Source organism: Vibrio sabulosilitoris, from assembly GCF_055391395.1.
This window is the reverse complement of sequence record NZ_AP029599.1, coordinates 2,373,296-2,390,398: the sequence shown is the minus strand read 5'-3', so window position 1 is coordinate 2,390,398 and position 17,103 is coordinate 2,373,296. Positions and strand designations below refer to the sequence as shown.

Here is a 17,103-nt window from a genome sequence, read left to right as displayed (position 1 = left end):
CCTTAGTTAGAAAGACGACTTTGATAAGTAAACTCCCACTGCATCAAAATACATCATAATTAATCCAATCATGTGACCTGAGTGGCTATTCGACTAAAGTCTAATGCCCGCCAATCTCGCCCGTCGCTAGGCTAACTAAGTGAATTGTAGACCGATTATCGGATTGTAAACCGCATCATAAGGACGGATGATTATGAATATTGGTGTAAAGGGACTAGTCACAGCGTTAGCCACGGCGACACTTTCGCTCTCTGCGGCAGCGCAGAACTATACGATAGGTACGGGGAGTCAGAGCGGGACCTACTATCCATTGGGCGGGACACTGGCCAAGATTTGGGGTGAGACGATTGACGACTTTTCGATGCGCGCTGAGGTCACGGCGGGCTCGGTTGAGAATAGTATTAAGGTGGCCACGAACAAGCAATTAGCCGGTGTGGCAATGGGCAGCGTGGTGTTAAAAGCCTATAACGGTGAAAAGCCATTTCCGAACAAAATGGATGTTGCGGTGATCTCCGCTCTTTACCCTAATGTTGTCCACTTTATGGTGCCTGCAAACTCAAAGATTCAATCTATTGAGGACTTAAAAGGCAAGCGCGTGTCGCTTGGCGCTCCGGGCTCTGGCACGCGTACCAGTGCCTTGAGTATTCTGGCATCACTCGGGATTGAGGAGAGTGATTTGAAGTCACAAAGCCTCAACTATACCGCTACGACTTCAGCCCTGGCCAATGGTCAGATTGATGCCGGGGTGATTGTAGGTAGCCTTGGCGTGGGGGCGGTGACTGAGCTGGCGTTAACCCGTGATATTCGCATTTTATCATTCACTGCCGATGAGCTGGCCAAAGTAAGCGAGGCGATGCCTTCATTTCAGCCTTTAGAGGTACCAGCAGAGAGTTATCGAGGCGTTCCCGCATTCAACACACCAGCGGTGTGGAATGTGTTGGTGGTGAACAAGAACGCGGACCCTGAGCTAATTTACGCCATGACCAAGTCGATGTTCGAGAACATTGACCAAGTTCGTCAAAGCATTACGGTGACAAGCTATACCACGTTAGACAATATGCAAAGGCTCTCAGGCGTCCCACTTCATCCTGGTGCACAAAAATATCTCGATGAAATGAAGTAGGGGAGTGATGCATGCCAGATACTAAGTCGTCTATTCTGGTCGATATACCACTCAAAATAGCCGCTGTTGCGGCTATTGCTTTGTCAGTGTTCCAAATTTGGCAAGGGGTTACCGCTGAGATATCGGCACCGGTTTTTCGTCCTATTCACCTAAGTTGGGTCATCGTGTTGGTGTTTTTAACCCAGCCACTCTTCGCAGCTAAGCCAGAGAGTTGGGGTTTTAAGTTAGGACGGTTATTTGATAGTTTTTTTGCCGTAGCAGTCATTTGGGCCACGTGGCGCATCGCAAGGTTTGACTACGATGATATTACCTTTTTGCTCGAGGGGATTGGTGATCTGGACAAACTTGCGGGTTGCATAACGATAGTTTTGTTGCTTGAAGCAACCAGGCGTACGGTTGGCATGGTGATGGTGGCTATCGCGGCCTTATTCCTCGCCTACGCGATGTTTGGCAATTACTTACCGACCCAAATTGCCAGCAGTGGATTCCCACTTGAGGATATCATTCGTTTCCATATCTTCTCCACCAACGGCGTATACGGCGCGCCACTCGCTATTGCTGCTGGCGTGGTGTTTATCTTTGTACTGTTTGGCGCTTTTTTGCAGGTCACTGGTGCGGGGAATTTCTTTATCGATGCGGCATTTGCTATTGCGGGCAAATATCGTGGTGGTCCGGCTAAGGCAAGCGTTATCTCGTCGGCTGCACTCGGCTCTATCTCAGGCTCCGCGATAGCCAATACCGTGACAACCGGTTCTTTGACCATACCCATGATGAAAAAACTCGGTTACAAGCCGGAGCAGGCCGCCGGTATTGAGGCAGCAGCGTCAACTGGCGGGCAAATTATGCCGCCGGTCATGGGAGCAGGGGCATTTGTTATGGCTCAGTTTACCGGTATTCCCTACAGTGAGATCCTTGTGGTGTCGATTATGCCCGCGATATTGTACTTTGCTTGTACCTTGCTGTATGTCCACATTATGGCCTGCAAGCTTGGATTACGCGGGATGGATAGCTACGAAAAACTCGCGTTAGTGATGCAGCGTGGTTGGCATTTTTTGGTGCCGCTCGTGCTCATTACGGCACTGTTGATGATGAGTTATTCACCGGTATTGGTTGGGATTAGTGGTTGTGCGGCTATCTTAGTCGCTGCAATGCTGCGCAAGCACAGCCGAATAAGCTTGGGGTTGTTCTTAGAGGGAATGAAGCAAGGGGCACTGCTGGCATTGCCGATTTCTGTAGCGTGTGCAACTGCAGGGATTGTCGTCGGTGTGGTTGGTCAAACTGGAATTGGATTGCAATTCACTCAGTTCTTGATCGCATTATCTGGAGGCTATCTGTTTAGCGCACTCGCGCTTATCGCTGTGGCAGCCGTAATTTTAGGCATGGGTTTACCCGTGACGGCGGCTTATATCGTATTGTCGATTATGGCGGTACCAACCTTATTGGACTTTGGTGTTAGCTTACTGGCTGCACATATGATTGTCTTTTGGCTGTCTCAAACCTCGAACGTGACTCCACCTATAGCGCTTGCCGCTTTTGCAGGGGCTGGTATCGCCAAGTCATCGCCAATGCGCTCGGCCGTCCAAGCTTTTAAGTTGGCTCAGGGCTTTTTCCTTATTCCGATGATGATGGCATTTTCAGGGCTAATTTGGGTAGATGGTCAACTGGCTAGTTTTGCCATTGCGACATTGAGTACTGTTGCGCTGATTATTGCTTTTGCTGGCAGTATTGAGGGCTATATGTTTGGCAGGCTATCACATATTGAGCGTCTGTTTTGGCTGCTCACCGCGCTGTGTATGGTGTTTGGGTCTGTAACGGTGGAACTGTTGGGTATGCTTGTTCTGTTGGGGCTGATGGCTTGGAATCTGCGCCAACAGCGGGCATCTCAGCCAGCCAGTTAGTCTAACCAAGTGACAAAAAAAAGAAGTGGCCCGAAAGCCACTTCTTTTTTACATCTAGCTTTGATTAGCCGTCGATGCCCTTTGATTTAAGGTACTCGGCATAGGTGCCACGGAAATCATTGATCTTACCGTCTTTAATCTCAAGGATACGGGTTGCTAGGGAGTCAACAAACACACGGTCGTGTGAAACGAAGAACAAAGTACCTTTGTACTGCTCAAGCGCGTTGTTAAGTGACTCGATCGATTCCATATCCATGTGGTTGGTTGGTTCATCCATCAGCAGCATGTTTGGCTTATGCATCATGATTTTACCCAGAAGCATACGACCTTGTTCACCACCAGAGAGCACCTGAACGGATTTCTTAATGTCGTCTTGGCCAAACAGCATGCGACCCAAGAAGCTGCGCACTACCTGTTCGTCATCACCTTCTTGACGCCACTGACCCATCCAATCCATTAGGTTCATATCTTCAGCGAAGTCGTGCGCGTGATCCTGAGCGTAGTAGCCAATGTTGGAGTTTTCAGACCACTTATAGTCACCAGTGCGAGGTTCAAGCACACCAGCTAGGGTGTTCAGTAGGGTGGTTTTACCCACGCCATTTTCACCAATGATGGCAACGCGCTCGCCCACTTCAAAGATAGCGTTGAAGTCAGAGTACAAGTCATCCTCGAAACCTTGGCTGAGGTTCTCTACGATAAGCGCATTACGGAACAGCTCTTTCTCCTGATCAAAACGGATAAACGGGTTCTGACGACTAGAGGGCTTAACCTCTTCAAGCTGAATTTTGTCAATCTGCTTAGCACGAGACGTGGCTTGTTTTGCTTTGGAAGCATTGGCAGAGAAGCGTGCAACGAAGGTATTCAGCTCAGCAATTTGTGCCTTTTTCTTCGCGTTATCAGCAAGTAGACGCTCGCGCGCTTGGGTAGCGGCAACCATGTATTCATCGTAGTTACCAGTAAATAGGCGTAGCTCACCGTAATCCAGATCCGCCATGTGGGTACACACAGAGTTTAGGAAGTGGCGGTCGTGCGAGATGATGATCATGGTACAGTTGCGCTGGTTCAGTGTTTCCTCTAGCCAGCGAATGGTATCCATATCCAAGTTGTTGGTTGGTTCATCGAGCAGCATGACGTGCGGGTCAGCAAACAGAACCTGAGCCAGTAGCACACGTAGCTTCCAACCAGGCGCAACCTCACTCATCAAACCGTAGTGTTGCTCTTCCGGGATACCTACCGCTAAAAGAAGTTCACCCGCCTTCGCATCAGCCATGTAACCGTCCATTTCAGCGAACTGAACTTCAAGGTCGGCCACTTTCATGCCGTCTTCTTCAGACATTTCCGCGAGAGAGTAGATGCGGTCACGCTCTTGTTTTACTTCCCACAGCTCTTTGTATCCCATGATCACAGTATCGATAACCGTGTATTCCTCATAGGCAAACTGATCCTGGTTCAGTTTGGCAATGCGCTCGTTCGGGTCGTAAGAAACGTTACCTGATGTCGGCTCTAGTTCACCGGATAGAATTTTCATGAACGTCGACTTACCACAGCCGTTTGCGCCAATTAAGCCGTAGCGATTACCGCCACCAAACTTAACTGAGATGTTTTCAAACAGAGGCTTAGCGCCAAACTGCTGTGTAATATTTGCCGTTGTAATCATGGTGAAGAGTGCCCTCAGATGGATTGGCTTGGTGCAAAAAAAGGAGGAATTTACCAGATATTGGTTAGTGTTTCCAGTGTGATAAATATCACAAAAGCCTGCTCGATATGAGAGCAGTGGTAAAATCTTGGTTGATAAGGTAGCGGATGTGCGATCTTGCTGTTAAATGTTGATCTAGCTGCATACATCAACAGAGCGAAAATATTGAAAAGGCATGCTTAATTGATATGATGGTCAATTAATGCAAGTATTTGTGTAATCGATAGGTTTTCTTCAAATACCCGATTGGATTTCACGGCCAACAGAGCGCCGCGCTCGCTTCCCACAAGGTCTTTATATTTATGTCTAAAACCAGTGATGCTTACTTCGACGAGTTTAGTCAGTTATTCTCCGCGGATGAATACCCATTACTGCATCGTCAGTTTGAGACTGAAGTGACACGCAAGGTCTTTGAACCTGGCGAGCAATTGATCTATCAGCAAGAGCCCCTGACGCGTATGGGGTATTTGGTTAGGGGAGAAGCCGAAGTCGAGGTGGTTTCTGCTGATGGAGGGTTACTTGCGGCAGGGATCATCTCACAAGGCTGCATGCTCAATGCACCGGCTTACCTTGATGGTCAGCGCTCGCCAGTTACGTTGGTGGCTAAGCAGCGTTGCGAAGTTTTGTTTGTGTCGTACAAAAAACTCAAGGCCGATCCCCAACTAGATAGGGAAGCAACCCGATTAGCGGGTATGTGTGCGGTCAACTTATATCGCCTTTGTGAACGCCTATTGACTAGTGCATTGCTTTTATCGTTAAAAGAGCAGGTCATTCAATGGCTGATTCGCTTACAAGACGACAATGACTCGGTGGCTATCACGGCCGAGAAGCTTGCCACTCACCTTGTTGTGAGCAAGCACAAAGTGCATCGAGCACTCAAGGAGTTAGAGAGAGGGGCGGATAGAAAATGCTTATGGTACGGTAAAGGTATTCAAACCATGAACTGCCTTTAGTTTTCAAACTCCTTACATCTTTTGCTTAGTATTGACGCTTTGTCCTGCTTTTCAGATTTATCTGGTTACTCTTTTTTCATCCCATGCATGATGTGTACACGTCGCCTGTTTTACCTCGGGCCATTTGGCAAAGTTGTATTTTGCAACTTTGTCGATTGCTCAATTTGGTAAATTTGCCCTATGGCTGGATGTGCCACGAAACCATTGCGTGACGTGGAGCTCCAGTGACGGTTGAGTTTAATCAGAGCTATATTCGCAATTGCCAAACAAGAAGTCTAGTGCGAGATACCCCTGTCTTACTGCGTTGGTGAGCCTCTGATTGAACAACCTTAATACACGGCTCAGGGCACAGGAAACAAAGCTAAGCGCTATCGCTGTGCATGAATGGCATTATTTCCTGCCGCTTTGCCATAGGTATGCAATTAGACAAACAAAGAGCAACATAATGACACTAATGACAACACGTACGCTTCGTGGCGAATGCGACAATGGCGTTTTGCAATTACTCAAGCGTAGCTACGAGATGTCAGACTTACTTGCTGAGGAGCTGGTGAGTGTGGGTAAAGTCAAACGCCTGAAAAAAGGTGAGTTCTTGCATTACCAAAATGAGAACAAAGAGTATATTACATTTATACTCAGTGGCATTCTCGGCTTTCATCCACCCGCCAGTAGCTACACCGGACCATTTTATAACTTGATCACGCCGGGCGTGATCATTAATGATGACAATTTTGTCCTGTCTACTGACAACTATCTGGATGTCAAGGCAGCAACTGAGTGCCGCTTGATCATGTTGCCATTTAAGGAAGCGGAGCAACTTTTGAACCAATTCGATTTTAGTTTGATGCTCAATCGCTCTTTGGCGATAAAGCAGCGCTTTTTCCAAACTCTATTTGATATTCGAATGGAGTCCGATCAGCGTGAGAAACTGCTACAGGCACTAAAAGCTATCGCGGACGCGAGTGCAACAGGCACCATTGCTCTCAATATTGGTGCGTTGGCTGCTTTACTCAAGATTTCACGTAACTCTGTGGGTAAGATTTGCACTGCGTTAATCGATGAAGAGATATTAGTGAAAACTCATCTGGGCTACCGATTTGCTGATAAGTCCCGTCGTATTCTCACCCAACAAGCAATGGTCTTTACTGACGTATAATGCGTACGATGAATTTATTGCAAAGCCTGCAGATTTTAAGCAGGTTTGGTTTTTCAACAGGATAGTAGGCTACACTAGATGCAGTTATCAAACAGTGGAGCGATCATGGCCAAGAATAGAAGTAAACGTCTACGCAAAAAATTGTATGTGGATGAGTTTGCCGTACATGGGTTCGAGTTCTCATGCCAAGTTGCAGTTAATGATGTGATGGACTATTCGACTTTAATCGATGATTTCATAGATTTTATTGAAAGCCGAGACTTAATCATGGGCGGGGGTGCGAATCAACACAGCTTTGACTGTTTTGTCTTGGCCGATGGACGCTATGACTCTGTCACCGAAGACGATCGCCAGGCGATCACAGACTGGCTAGAGCAGCGCTCTGAGTGTTCAGAGGTCAAAATCGGGCCACTGGTCGACGCTAACGGCGTTGATTAATCACAGGCAATGCCGCTTGATCTGGATCAGGCGCTTATCGAGTTCCGTGGTAGGGGGAAGTCTTTCCTCAATTGTCCTTACTCTTCTAGACAGTCGTTTGTCTAGCAGCTTGTCCCCCTAAGCTAAGCGTTCTGCCTAGTTTTTTGTGTTGCTAGCCGAAATTGACTCTAATCTGTGGTTTAATCGATGCGAAAGACGATAGATAGGAGCATTTAGAGAAGTGCATAATAACGCCAGCCTTTATCAAGAGGCAATTGAGAATATTCGTTCGCGCTCGCAGGGGCTGGCATCACAGCCTCTTTACGACCTCACCATCAATTTTCATCCCGACCGCTTGACCGCTCACTCTACCCCTCTTCTTGCGGCAATGGCAGAGGATCTCAGAATAAAATCCCAATTTGAAACTGGGACCAGTAATGGGGGTTTAAGCGCAAACGGTGGGGCAAGGTGGCGTTGGGAGAAACGCGTGTTCGGTGGGGTTTACGATCATGCCCTCAACACTCAGCGGCCGAAATATGGCGCACTGAATTATCAATGTTTGGATGTAGGGGCATCCCCACGATTTGGCTCAGCACATTTTCGCTTGAGGTCGCATATGCATCAGCGAGCGACGTTTTGCTATCCGGATAGTTATTTTGAGCCAGAGCATTTTGCTTCTAGTGAGTATATTCAGCCTCTGATCGATCGCGCGCAACAGGACCAACACGATGCACTGGATGCCTATATTGAGGCGCATTTTCATGGTGATATTGATTTAGCCATTGATGTGGAAGCCCTAGTGCTCGATCCCGTTTTTCGAGATACGCAAGTGGAGGTATTAGCGCGTCGCTTGCCGGTTAAGCTTGAGTGGCATTCTGGGTTTAAACTCTCTGTTGCTGAGCTTAGCGAACGGACTGATTATCGTGGTGAAAAATACGTTGACTTGGCAAAGGAAATTGCACAAAACCAGATCCTCACGCCAGACTTGCTTGGGTTTGCGCTGCAAAATGATGCGTATGAGGCGCAGGACGTGAAAAAGGTATGGCATTATCTCGCGCGTTTTGGCTATCAGCATTGGTCTTGAGCATATTTGGGGAATATATTCCACACAATGGGATTCTAAATACTAGATTTAATAAGGCGCTACTTATCACATTAATGTCATTTAATAATCGTTACTTTAAATATTAATGGTCAAGGCACAAATTAACATATTTAGATCGCTATTTTTCTTGCTGAAATAGCCTTGAGTTATTGTGTCTGCAAGGGGGTTGGTTTATTCCTATTCGACCTTTATTTGTTAATGGAGTTCGCCTGAAATCAAGGGTGGGTTTAAGGTCAACTTGATTTAAGCATCGTTATTAAATGGGCAAAGCATTGGTGGTTGTATGTTTTTAAATAAAATAAAGATAAGAACAAGGATTTTTCTACTTACTTTCATCCCTACCGTATTGGTGTGTGTATTTATCTTCCTAACACTATCTGAGTCACTAGAAAAACAACAACGCGCTGACAAGCTGCATTCAGTCATGGAGTTGACTGAAAGAACCGGGGAGTTACTCAAATCGCTCCAAGATGAAAGGGACTATACGTTCACTGTTATCGCCTTCCCCGAACATAAAACTGCAGATGGTACAACCTATAAACAAAAGTTGGCTGCTCAAAGAAACGCGGTGGATTTAGAGATAAACCGTTATCGAGATTATATACGTAGTGTGGATAAAGTGACTGATGAGCTGAAAGATGTCTATGCGAGTGCCGAGGAGTTTCTCTCCGCATTAAGCTTTCTGCCATCGTCTAGGCAGGGTATAGATCAAGGAAAACTGCAAGATGAACAAGGGGACTGGATCACCAACAAATATGCAGATACCAACCTACTCGCCATCGATACGATGAACAGCCTGGTCAAAGTTGCCTCCCATGAGCCAGAGCTATTTATGCTGGCGGCCAGCTACGCCACGCTAATGCAGATTGAGCGTGTCTATTCTTTTGAGCGTTCAATGAAGTTACGGATGTTTCGTTTCAATAAGGTAGACTACACCTCACACAGTAATAATAAGACCGACTGGCGATTATTGCAGGATCTTGTGCCCAGGCTACGATCTTATGCGCCAAATGATATTATTCGCTATTTCGAGCAGCATCATGAAAATTCCGAGACCAATAAGTCTATCCACAAGCTAAGATTTGAGTTATTGCAAATGGGTGGCGAGACAATCAGTCACTCTCCTCATGTTTGGTTTGAAGATGCGACGAAGAACATTAGCAACTTACGAGATGTTTCTGACTATGTGGTTCAAAAGCTGGCTCAGCGGTCGAGTGATGATATTGCGAGTGCAAATCGAACCTTAGCAATAAGCATTTTATTTGGCATTGTCAGCTTGATCGTAATTTTGACTATTTCGCTGCTGATCATAAAATCTATTACCCAGCCATTGACCCACCTAGTGAAAGAATTATCGGATATCGCAGTGAACAAGCGAGTAGATAAACAGGTTCAATTGCAAGGCTCCGATGAGCTGACGCAGCTAGTAAAGGCATTCAATCAGATACAGACAAGCTTTAATGATACCTTGATCCGAATATTCAGTGAGCTGGAAAGTAACAACCATTGCATTGATTCGGTGGGTGTATCAATGAAAGACAACCTTGCAAGTGCGAGTCGGCAAGATAGCTCGACCAGTGTACTGTCGCTATCTATCGATGAAATGGCCACAGCAAGCGGTGAGGTGGCTAGCATTATTAATGAGACTGCCGTATCGATTCAGTCTGTTTATCAAAAATCACTCGAGAGTGAGCAGGTAGTGTTAAACAGTCAAGAGCTAATGGACAGCTTGGTCGGTACAATGAAAGAAACACAGTTGCAGGTAAGCCGGCTTGATACAGATAGTGATGAAATTGTTGATATTCTCAAAGTCATTCACGGTATCGCAGAGCAGACCAACCTTCTGGCGCTGAATGCCGCTATTGAGGCCGCCCGTGCAGGTGAGCATGGTCGCAGTTTCTCAGTTGTTGCTGATGAAGTACGAAATCTTGCAGGGATGACTCGTGATGCAACTGAGAAGATCGAAAAACAGATCAGTATGCTGCAGTCGACGGCCAAGCATGCGGTTCGACACTTATCAGAGCTGCAGAAAAGTGGTACCAGCGTCGCGAATGTGGTCCTGAGTAACGTAGATACTTTTGTCTATTTTCGCAAAGAGCTTGATAGTGTGGCGGTAATGTCACAGCAAATTGCAGCCGCAGCTGAGGAGCAAACATTGTCCTCTAAGGAGATACGTCGTCAGATACATGAGATCAAGGACGAAACTAAGCAAATGTATCAATCAACGGACACAACAGCCATCACAAGTGAAGCACTAAGGGAGTCGAGTGTCAGGCTGAACAGTTACATTAAGCAATTTAAAGTCTCCAGCGTCGAAGTGTAACCAAAGAGGCAATATTCAACATTCGTGCGTAGGGCGCTGGATTACCAAGAGCAACATTACTGTAAACAAGCCTTAATCAATTTGAAATAGTATCCAATTAATGTACGCCGAAAATATTTCGATATCTTGGATAAGTTATGAATAAGACGATGATGGCTCTGGCACTTACGTGCTGCTCTTGGTCGCTTAGTGCGGCACAACTGGTGGAAGGCGAGGTAACAGCGGTAGCGCTTAATGAAGTGCACCCCACGCAACCTTCAGTGGGTTACGATCAGGTATTTTACAAACTTGGTCGCTTTGAGAAAGACACCAAGAAGATGTTTGACGAAGTATGTGAAGCTAATGGCCAAAAAGGTCTGGTTAGCTTTGACGAGCAGTCTAACCCAAAAGATCTGACTAGCTTTGAGTGTAAAGAAGAGATTGGTTCGCGTCACAAAGACATGAAGACGATCGTGATTGCGCCAAACGGTCAATACTATCTCACCGATGGTCACCACACGTTTAATGTTTTCTGGCACATGGCTCGTGGTGGTGAGGACTTTAGTGTTAACGTCGTTGTCGATAAAGACTACCGTCATCTTGATAACATGGAGCAGTTTTGGGATGCGATGATCGCCGATGGCAATACTTGGCTGTACGACAGTCAGGGTGACGCGATTACTCACCAAGACTTACCATCGTCACTGGGTATTGAGAACTTCCAAAACGACCAATACCGTTCAATGATGTATTTTTCTCGCGATGTAGGATGGAACAAGCCGAAATCACCAGTGCCATTTCTTGAGTTCTACTGGTCTAAAGAAGTGCGTCAAGATATTGATGTCGCAGAATTTGATCTAGTGACGGCTGACGGCTACCGTGAGGCGATCACGCGAGTGAGTGAGTATTTGCTGGCGATGGAGACCGATAATGTTGGTGGTTCGGGCAAATCAGTAAAAGAGATGGGGCAATTTGACGAGTTTAATCAAAAAGGCCTCGACAAATTGTTCCGTGACAAGGGTAAAGTTACCTATATGCTGGGTTACAAGACACAGCAGTAGTGGATGAACCTTCTTTGGCGAGCGATTCGCCATTATTAAACCCCCGAACACTTTAGTAACCCAAGATGCAGGCTCTCAAGCCTGCATCTTGGGTTAACTGGTGATAGATATTAGCCCTCCAAGGTGTTTCAACCTTCTACACTCCTACTTCATACGATGTTCACTATTTTATTTATGCTGCTTTAGCATTTTCCAATAGCAATTCGAGTGATAGTCTTCGCAAATATTCAGGTAATTTCCTGAAATGTTGCATTTTGGGCGTCCGCAATCGGTTTTTGGGCGCCCAAAGGTTATGATTAAAAGCAAATGAATAATAAGACTGCCAAAGGGTGAAGGATTATGACGCATTTTCCATTCGGTGTTGACGCAAAGTTTTGCTGCTTTATAGATACGCGTAATCTAGTTGAACATTATTATTTCTTCCATAAATATATCTGTATGCTGATGTGAGTTATCGCACGTAATAAATTTATTAGTGAACTTATTGCGTGTGAGGATTTTAGTTCAGATTATCTTGATAATATCAATGTTTATGTGGTGTACTCCTCTTTAATTAGTGAGGAGTAAGCATTATTTGTTTTGAAGCTGCTGTATATAAAATGCAAAGGTTTTTGATCCCAAGCTATACGAAGTCTGATAATCCAACTGTCTCTTTTTATAATGATTTTGTGTCGTTGAACTTAAAGATAAGGAGAATTACATGACGAATAACTTAGTCCCAGAACAAGAACTTAAAGACCTCGCGATTAAAAAATTGTGTTCGGTAGGGGTGCGAAAAGACACGGCACAACTTGTTGCTGAGGTATTAGTTTTTGCCGATAAAACGGGTGTTAATTCTCATGGCGTGCTTAGGGTAGAGCACTACTGTAAACGGATATTGTCAGGTGGGATGAACCCGGATGCTAATTTTAGTTGTGAATCCATTTCGCCTTCAGCTGCACTTTTTAATGCTGATGATGGTATGGGGCATGCTGCGATGATTGAAGCGACGGATGAAGCGATCACAATGGCAAAACAGAACGGTATCGGCTTTGTATTGGTGAAAAATGCCTCACACTGTGGTGCATTATCCTATTATGTCAATCAGGCTGCTAATGCCGGGATGTGCTCTATTGTGATGACACAAACGGACAAATGCGTCGCTCCCTATGGCGGGACTATGCCGTTCTTTGGTACCAACCCACTCGCTTTTGGCTTTCCAGTGAAAGGCAAAGATAACGTGATTATTGATATGGCAACCAGTGAGGTTGCGCTAGGAAAAATACTTCACGCCAGAGAAACCGGAGATGATATACCAACTAACTGGGCGTTAGATAAGACTGGCGCACCAACATCTGACGCCAATGCAGCATGCACTCTTTTACCCTTTGCTGGCGCCAAAGGTTATGCGATAGGACTTGCGATTGACGCGCTGACCGGTGTACTGGCTGGTGGTAACTACGGGCCGAATGTCAATGGTATGTATAGTGACTATGAAAAAATGCGTAAGTTGGGCTCTATGGTATTGGCCATTGACCCTAAGGCGTTTGGCAATCTTGATTTTTCTGATGTAATGGCACAGATGGTAAGTGATATTCATGATCAACCCCCGGCGAAAGGGTTTGATTCAGTGATGTATCCAGGTGAGCCACAGCACAAATTCCGCCGCAAATGTGAACAGCTAGATCAGATACCAGTAGCGCAAGAGGTGTATTCGTATCTCGTCAGCTAGTTATCTAAATATCATTATAAACACTTAGGGGGCGAACAAGTGAAAAAAATATTATTTTACTTTGATACGGTGATCCGTTGGTTAGCCATGACCTGCTTATCAATAATGATTTTTTTAGTGTTAGGTAATGTTTTACTTCGTTATATTTTTAGTTCTGGGATAGCCTGGTCAGAAGAAGGGGCAAGGATCTGCTTTGTGTGGGTTGTCTTTCTCGGTGTTATCTTGGCAGCACGTGACAATGAACACTTAATTGTTGATGTTTTAAGTGCAAAGGCAACGCCAAAAATAGCAAAGTTACTAGATGTTTTAGTTAGCATTATCACGCTATTTGTGATGTATGCAGTTGTTATTGGTGGCGTAAAAATAATGCTAATGACCTTGGAGCAACCCTTGCCTGCGACAGGACTACCCGCTGCACTTATATATTTCGCTGGTGTATTCGGTGCTGGGTGTCTATTGATTATGACACTATGTAATTTGCCTATGTCTAATAGGTGAGGAGAGTGTATGCTTTGGTTATTCTTAATTAGCCTGTTTAGTATGTTATTTATCGGTCTGCCTGTCGCTATTGCGATGCTCGGTAGCGCTGCGATAATGATCTTTGTTATGGGTATTTACGATCACCAGATTATTGCCGAATACTTTATTAATGGCGCGAATAACTTTCCTTTGATGGCTATTCCCTTTTTTATGCTCACTGGCGCAATTATGGAAAAAGGGGGGATTTCGAATCGCATCGTCACCTTCGCCATGTCGCTTGTTGGACATATAAAAGGTGGGTTGGGTTATGTCGTCATTATCTCTGGCCTTATCTTTGCAGGTCTATCCGGTAGTGCTATCGCCGATACCGCGGCGTTAGGTGCGATCTTGATACCTATGATGTTGGGTAAAAATTACGATCGCAAAGATACGGTCGGCATCATTTGTGCGGTGGGTATTGTCGCTCTGGTCATCCCGCCAAGCATTCCGATGATTGTTTTTGGTGTAATTAGTGGCTCTTCAATTACCAAGTTATTTATTGGCGGGGCCTTACCGGGAATCTTGATGTCAACTGGGTTGTGGCTAGCTTGGAAATTTCGCTTTAGACATACCCAAATTGAAACATATATTAAGCAATCGGCTAAACAGCGCTGGATAGCATTTAAAGATGCGTTTTGGGCGTTGATGTTACCTGTGATCATAATTGTTGGGTTAAGAGGTGGGATTTTTACGCCAACCGAGGCGGGTGTTGTCGCGGCCATGTATGCATCGATCATCAGTTTAGTCTACAGAGAACTGAGTTTTGACAATTTAAGTCAGGTGTTTGTTAGTACTATCAAGACAACAGGTATTGTTATGTTTGTTGCTGCTGCTGCCATGGTCTCAGCGTATGCGATCACCGTAGCACAAATACCTAATGAAATAGTTGCTGTCCTAAGTGGGGTCACGGAGAGTCCAACCATGATCCTATTGTACATCATGTTGTTTTTGCTATTAGTTGGCTGTGTAATGGACTTGATACCGGCTATCTTGATTTTTACTCCAGTCCTTATGCCGGTGGTCGCCAATTACAACATCGATCCGATCTATTTCGGTGTGCTAATGGTGATCAATCTCAGTATTGGTCTAATTACTCCCCCGATTGGTACGGTACTTTATGTGGGTCTCAGTGTCGTGAATCGGGGAGTAGCAAAATCGAATCAAATGAACATATCTGAATTAGCTCGAGGTATATCCCCCTTTTTCTTAACCCACGTTATCGTACTGTTTCTACTCGTGTTGTTCCCAGAGATCGTCACGATACCAGTGAAATGGCTTGGTTGATAAGCCAAAGATGTTATTTGCATAAGGAAGGCTATATGAAAACAAGTAAATATATTGCTATTTTTGCTGCATCAATCTTGTTGTCAGCTAATGCGCACGCTTTTTTTGGAAAACGTGCCACGACAATTAAGGTGTCGCATTACTTTTCAGAGTCAAATCCGCATCATATTGCGCTGACCAAGATGGCCGAAGAGATAGAAGAGGCGTCAGGTGGAGAGTTAGAGGTAAAAATCTTTCCCAATGCGACTTTAGGAGGTGAAGAGCAGGCAATCAATGGTGTGCGTAACGGTACGATCGAGATGGCGCTGATAGGGTCATTGATGCAGCAAAACCACCCAATGTTAGGAGTATTCGAATTTCCGTTCTTAATGAAAGATGCTGACAGTGCTTTAGCGGTTTTAAGTGGTGATCCAGGCATGGAAGTGAAAAATAAGTACGATGAGTTTGGGGTCAAGCACTTAGCCTATTCTATTTCGGGCTTTCGACATTTAACATCGAATAAACCGGTAACTTCACCGAAAGATTACAGCGGACTTCGTGTTAGAGTCCCGAACAATTCAATGTTTATTGATATGGCAGATGCGTTGGGATGGAACGTACAGGCATTGCCGCTTCCAGAGGTGTATACCGCGCTAGAGCAGGGCGTCGTTGATGGGCAGGAGAACCCCTATGCCCTGATTGAAGCCCAAGGGTTCTATGAAGTTCAAGACTACATCGTAGAGACAGGCCATATGTTTACAAATCTCAACTTGATATATGCGGGTAAGAAATGGGACAACTTATCTCAACAACATCAAGATTTGATTCAAAAAGCGGCAGACAACTACTCTAAGATCAGTTGGCAAATGACCACGGACGCGGTTGAAGTGACGAAAGAAAAAATCCGCGCAGCAGGAACTCAAATTATCGTTCCTTCTGAGGAGATGACGCAGTATAACCTTGACTCTGTGAAGAAAATGAAACAGTCATACATCGAGAGAAATCCGTGGGCTGAAGAGTTTTTCAAACGCGTGGATGCGATTAATCTATCACAAGGCTAAGGCTTGTTTGGGAGCCTTGACGGCTCCCAAACCGCCGTGTTTAGCATACAAAAACGATTATTGAGATAAGACTGACATGACAATTCGACCTTATCAGAGAATCGGCAATCTGCTTATCGACAAAATCAATGCAAGAGAGTACTTGGCTGGAGATAAGCTCCCAGGAGAGCGAGATATTGCAGCCAGCATGGGTGTTAGTCGGGCAGTAGTTCGCGAAGCCGTGATTATGTTGGAACTTTTTGGTTTTGTGGACGTTCGTAAAGGTTCTGGTGTGTATGTAAAGGCAATTCAGGGCTGCGGGTCTATCGATGATAATAGCGATGTAGGACCTTTTGAGCTTTTGCATGCAAGACAGTTGGTTGAAAGTACCATAGCGCGTGCAGCAGCAGCGTCGATCACCAAACAAGACGTCGTAAGTTTAAAAAAAATTATTGAACAGGAAAAACGCGAGTTAAGTCAGCCTGCCAACCTAGCTGGAACGTCGGTCTCTTCAGATAAGCAGTTTCATTATATGCTTGCCCAAGCAACCAAAAATAGTGTCTTGGTGAACATGATGGAAATGATGTGGGAGCAGCGTTCAAAGAGCCAAATGTGGAGACAGCTAGAAAAATACATATCAAATTACCAGTATCGGCAAAAATGGTTGCAGCATCATGAGGTGATACTTCAGGCTCTGATCATGAAAGATGCTGATCGGGCCTACCAAGCGATGTTTGATCACATTCAAGAGGTGAAACAGACGCTATTTAACCACTCTGATGTCGAAAATCCAGAGTTTGATGCCTTTTTATTCGATTTTGAACCTAAGAAGATCACCCTTTAGGGTGGAATAGGCACT

General features: G+C 45.3%; 14 protein-coding genes. 13 read left to right on the top strand and 1 reads right to left on the bottom strand.

The window, feature by feature from the left end:
* The first annotated feature begins 193 nt into the window (after nt 1-193).
* Both ACZ5R2_RS11275 and ACZ5R2_RS11270 read left to right on the top strand, forming a co-directional pair.
* Nucleotides 194-1,123, top strand: coding sequence for a TAXI family TRAP transporter solute-binding subunit (locus ACZ5R2_RS11275; RefSeq protein WP_464899472.1), 930 nt, complete (start codon nt 194-196; stop codon nt 1,121-1,123).
* An 11-nt stretch (nt 1,124-1,134) separates the two neighbouring features.
* Nucleotides 1,135-3,021 carry a TRAP transporter permease gene (locus ACZ5R2_RS11270; RefSeq protein WP_464899471.1) on the top strand — a complete coding sequence of 629 codons (1,887 nt, stop codon included), beginning with the start codon at nt 1,135-1,137 and terminating at the stop codon, nt 3,019-3,021.
* A gap of 64 nt (nt 3,022-3,085) precedes the next feature.
* On the opposite strand, the gene ACZ5R2_RS11265 is transcribed toward ACZ5R2_RS11270, so the two are convergent.
* Complete coding sequence (locus ACZ5R2_RS11265; RefSeq protein ID WP_464899470.1) at nt 3,086-4,678, bottom strand: ABC-F family ATPase; 1,593 nt, start codon at nt 4,676-4,678, stop codon at nt 3,086-3,088.
* A gap of 341 nt (nt 4,679-5,019) precedes the next feature.
* Here ACZ5R2_RS11265 and ACZ5R2_RS11260 point away from each other — a divergent pair, with 341 nt between their 5' ends.
* From ACZ5R2_RS11260 to ACZ5R2_RS11210, 11 genes are all read left to right on the top strand, one after another.
* The gene (locus tag ACZ5R2_RS11260) at nt 5,020-5,670 is read left to right on the top strand and encodes a Crp/Fnr family transcriptional regulator (RefSeq protein ID WP_464899469.1); all 651 of its coding nucleotides are present in this window, start codon (nt 5,020-5,022) and stop codon (nt 5,668-5,670) included.
* Between the two features lie 445 nt (nt 5,671-6,115).
* Complete coding sequence (locus tag ACZ5R2_RS11255) at nt 6,116-6,826, top strand: Crp/Fnr family transcriptional regulator (RefSeq protein WP_464899468.1); 711 nt, start codon at nt 6,116-6,118, stop codon at nt 6,824-6,826.
* 105 nt (nt 6,827-6,931) lie between these two features.
* A complete protein-coding gene (locus tag ACZ5R2_RS11250) occupies nt 6,932-7,264 on the top strand; it encodes a YggL 50S ribosome-binding family protein (protein WP_464899467.1) in 333 nt (110 codons plus the stop codon).
* A gap of 220 nt (nt 7,265-7,484) precedes the next feature.
* Nucleotides 7,485-8,327: a DUF3626 domain-containing protein gene (locus ACZ5R2_RS11245; RefSeq protein ID WP_464899466.1), complete on the top strand. Its 843-nt coding sequence runs from the start codon at nt 7,485-7,487 to the stop codon at nt 8,325-8,327.
* A gap of 304 nt (nt 8,328-8,631) precedes the next feature.
* Nucleotides 8,632-10,671, top strand: coding sequence for a methyl-accepting chemotaxis protein (locus ACZ5R2_RS11240; RefSeq protein WP_464899465.1), 2,040 nt, complete (start codon nt 8,632-8,634; stop codon nt 10,669-10,671).
* 137 nt (nt 10,672-10,808) lie between these two features.
* The gene (locus ACZ5R2_RS11235; RefSeq protein ID WP_464899464.1) at nt 10,809-11,711 is read left to right on the top strand and encodes a ParB/Srx family N-terminal domain-containing protein; all 903 of its coding nucleotides are present in this window, start codon (nt 10,809-10,811) and stop codon (nt 11,709-11,711) included.
* Between the two features lie 700 nt (nt 11,712-12,411).
* Nucleotides 12,412-13,422 carry an Ldh family oxidoreductase gene (locus ACZ5R2_RS11230; RefSeq protein ID WP_464899463.1) on the top strand — a complete coding sequence of 337 codons (1,011 nt, stop codon included), beginning with the start codon at nt 12,412-12,414 and terminating at the stop codon, nt 13,420-13,422.
* A 39-nt stretch (nt 13,423-13,461) separates the two neighbouring features.
* Entirely contained in the window at nt 13,462-13,920 is a 459-nt protein-coding gene (locus ACZ5R2_RS11225; protein ID WP_464899462.1) for a TRAP transporter small permease, read from the top strand.
* Nucleotides 13,921-13,929: 9 nt separating this feature from the next.
* On the top strand, nt 13,930-15,225 hold the full coding sequence (locus ACZ5R2_RS11220) for a TRAP transporter large permease (RefSeq protein ID WP_464899461.1): 1,296 nt from the start codon (nt 13,930-13,932) through the stop codon (nt 15,223-15,225).
* 35 nt (nt 15,226-15,260) lie between these two features.
* Nucleotides 15,261-16,265, top strand: a complete 1,005-nt coding sequence (locus ACZ5R2_RS11215; RefSeq protein WP_464899460.1) for a TRAP transporter substrate-binding protein — start codon at nt 15,261-15,263, stop codon at nt 16,263-16,265.
* Nucleotides 16,266-16,341: 76 nt separating this feature from the next.
* Complete coding sequence (locus tag ACZ5R2_RS11210; protein ID WP_464899459.1) at nt 16,342-17,088, top strand: FCD domain-containing protein; 747 nt, start codon at nt 16,342-16,344, stop codon at nt 17,086-17,088.
* Nucleotides 17,089-17,103: the final 15 nt, after the last annotated feature.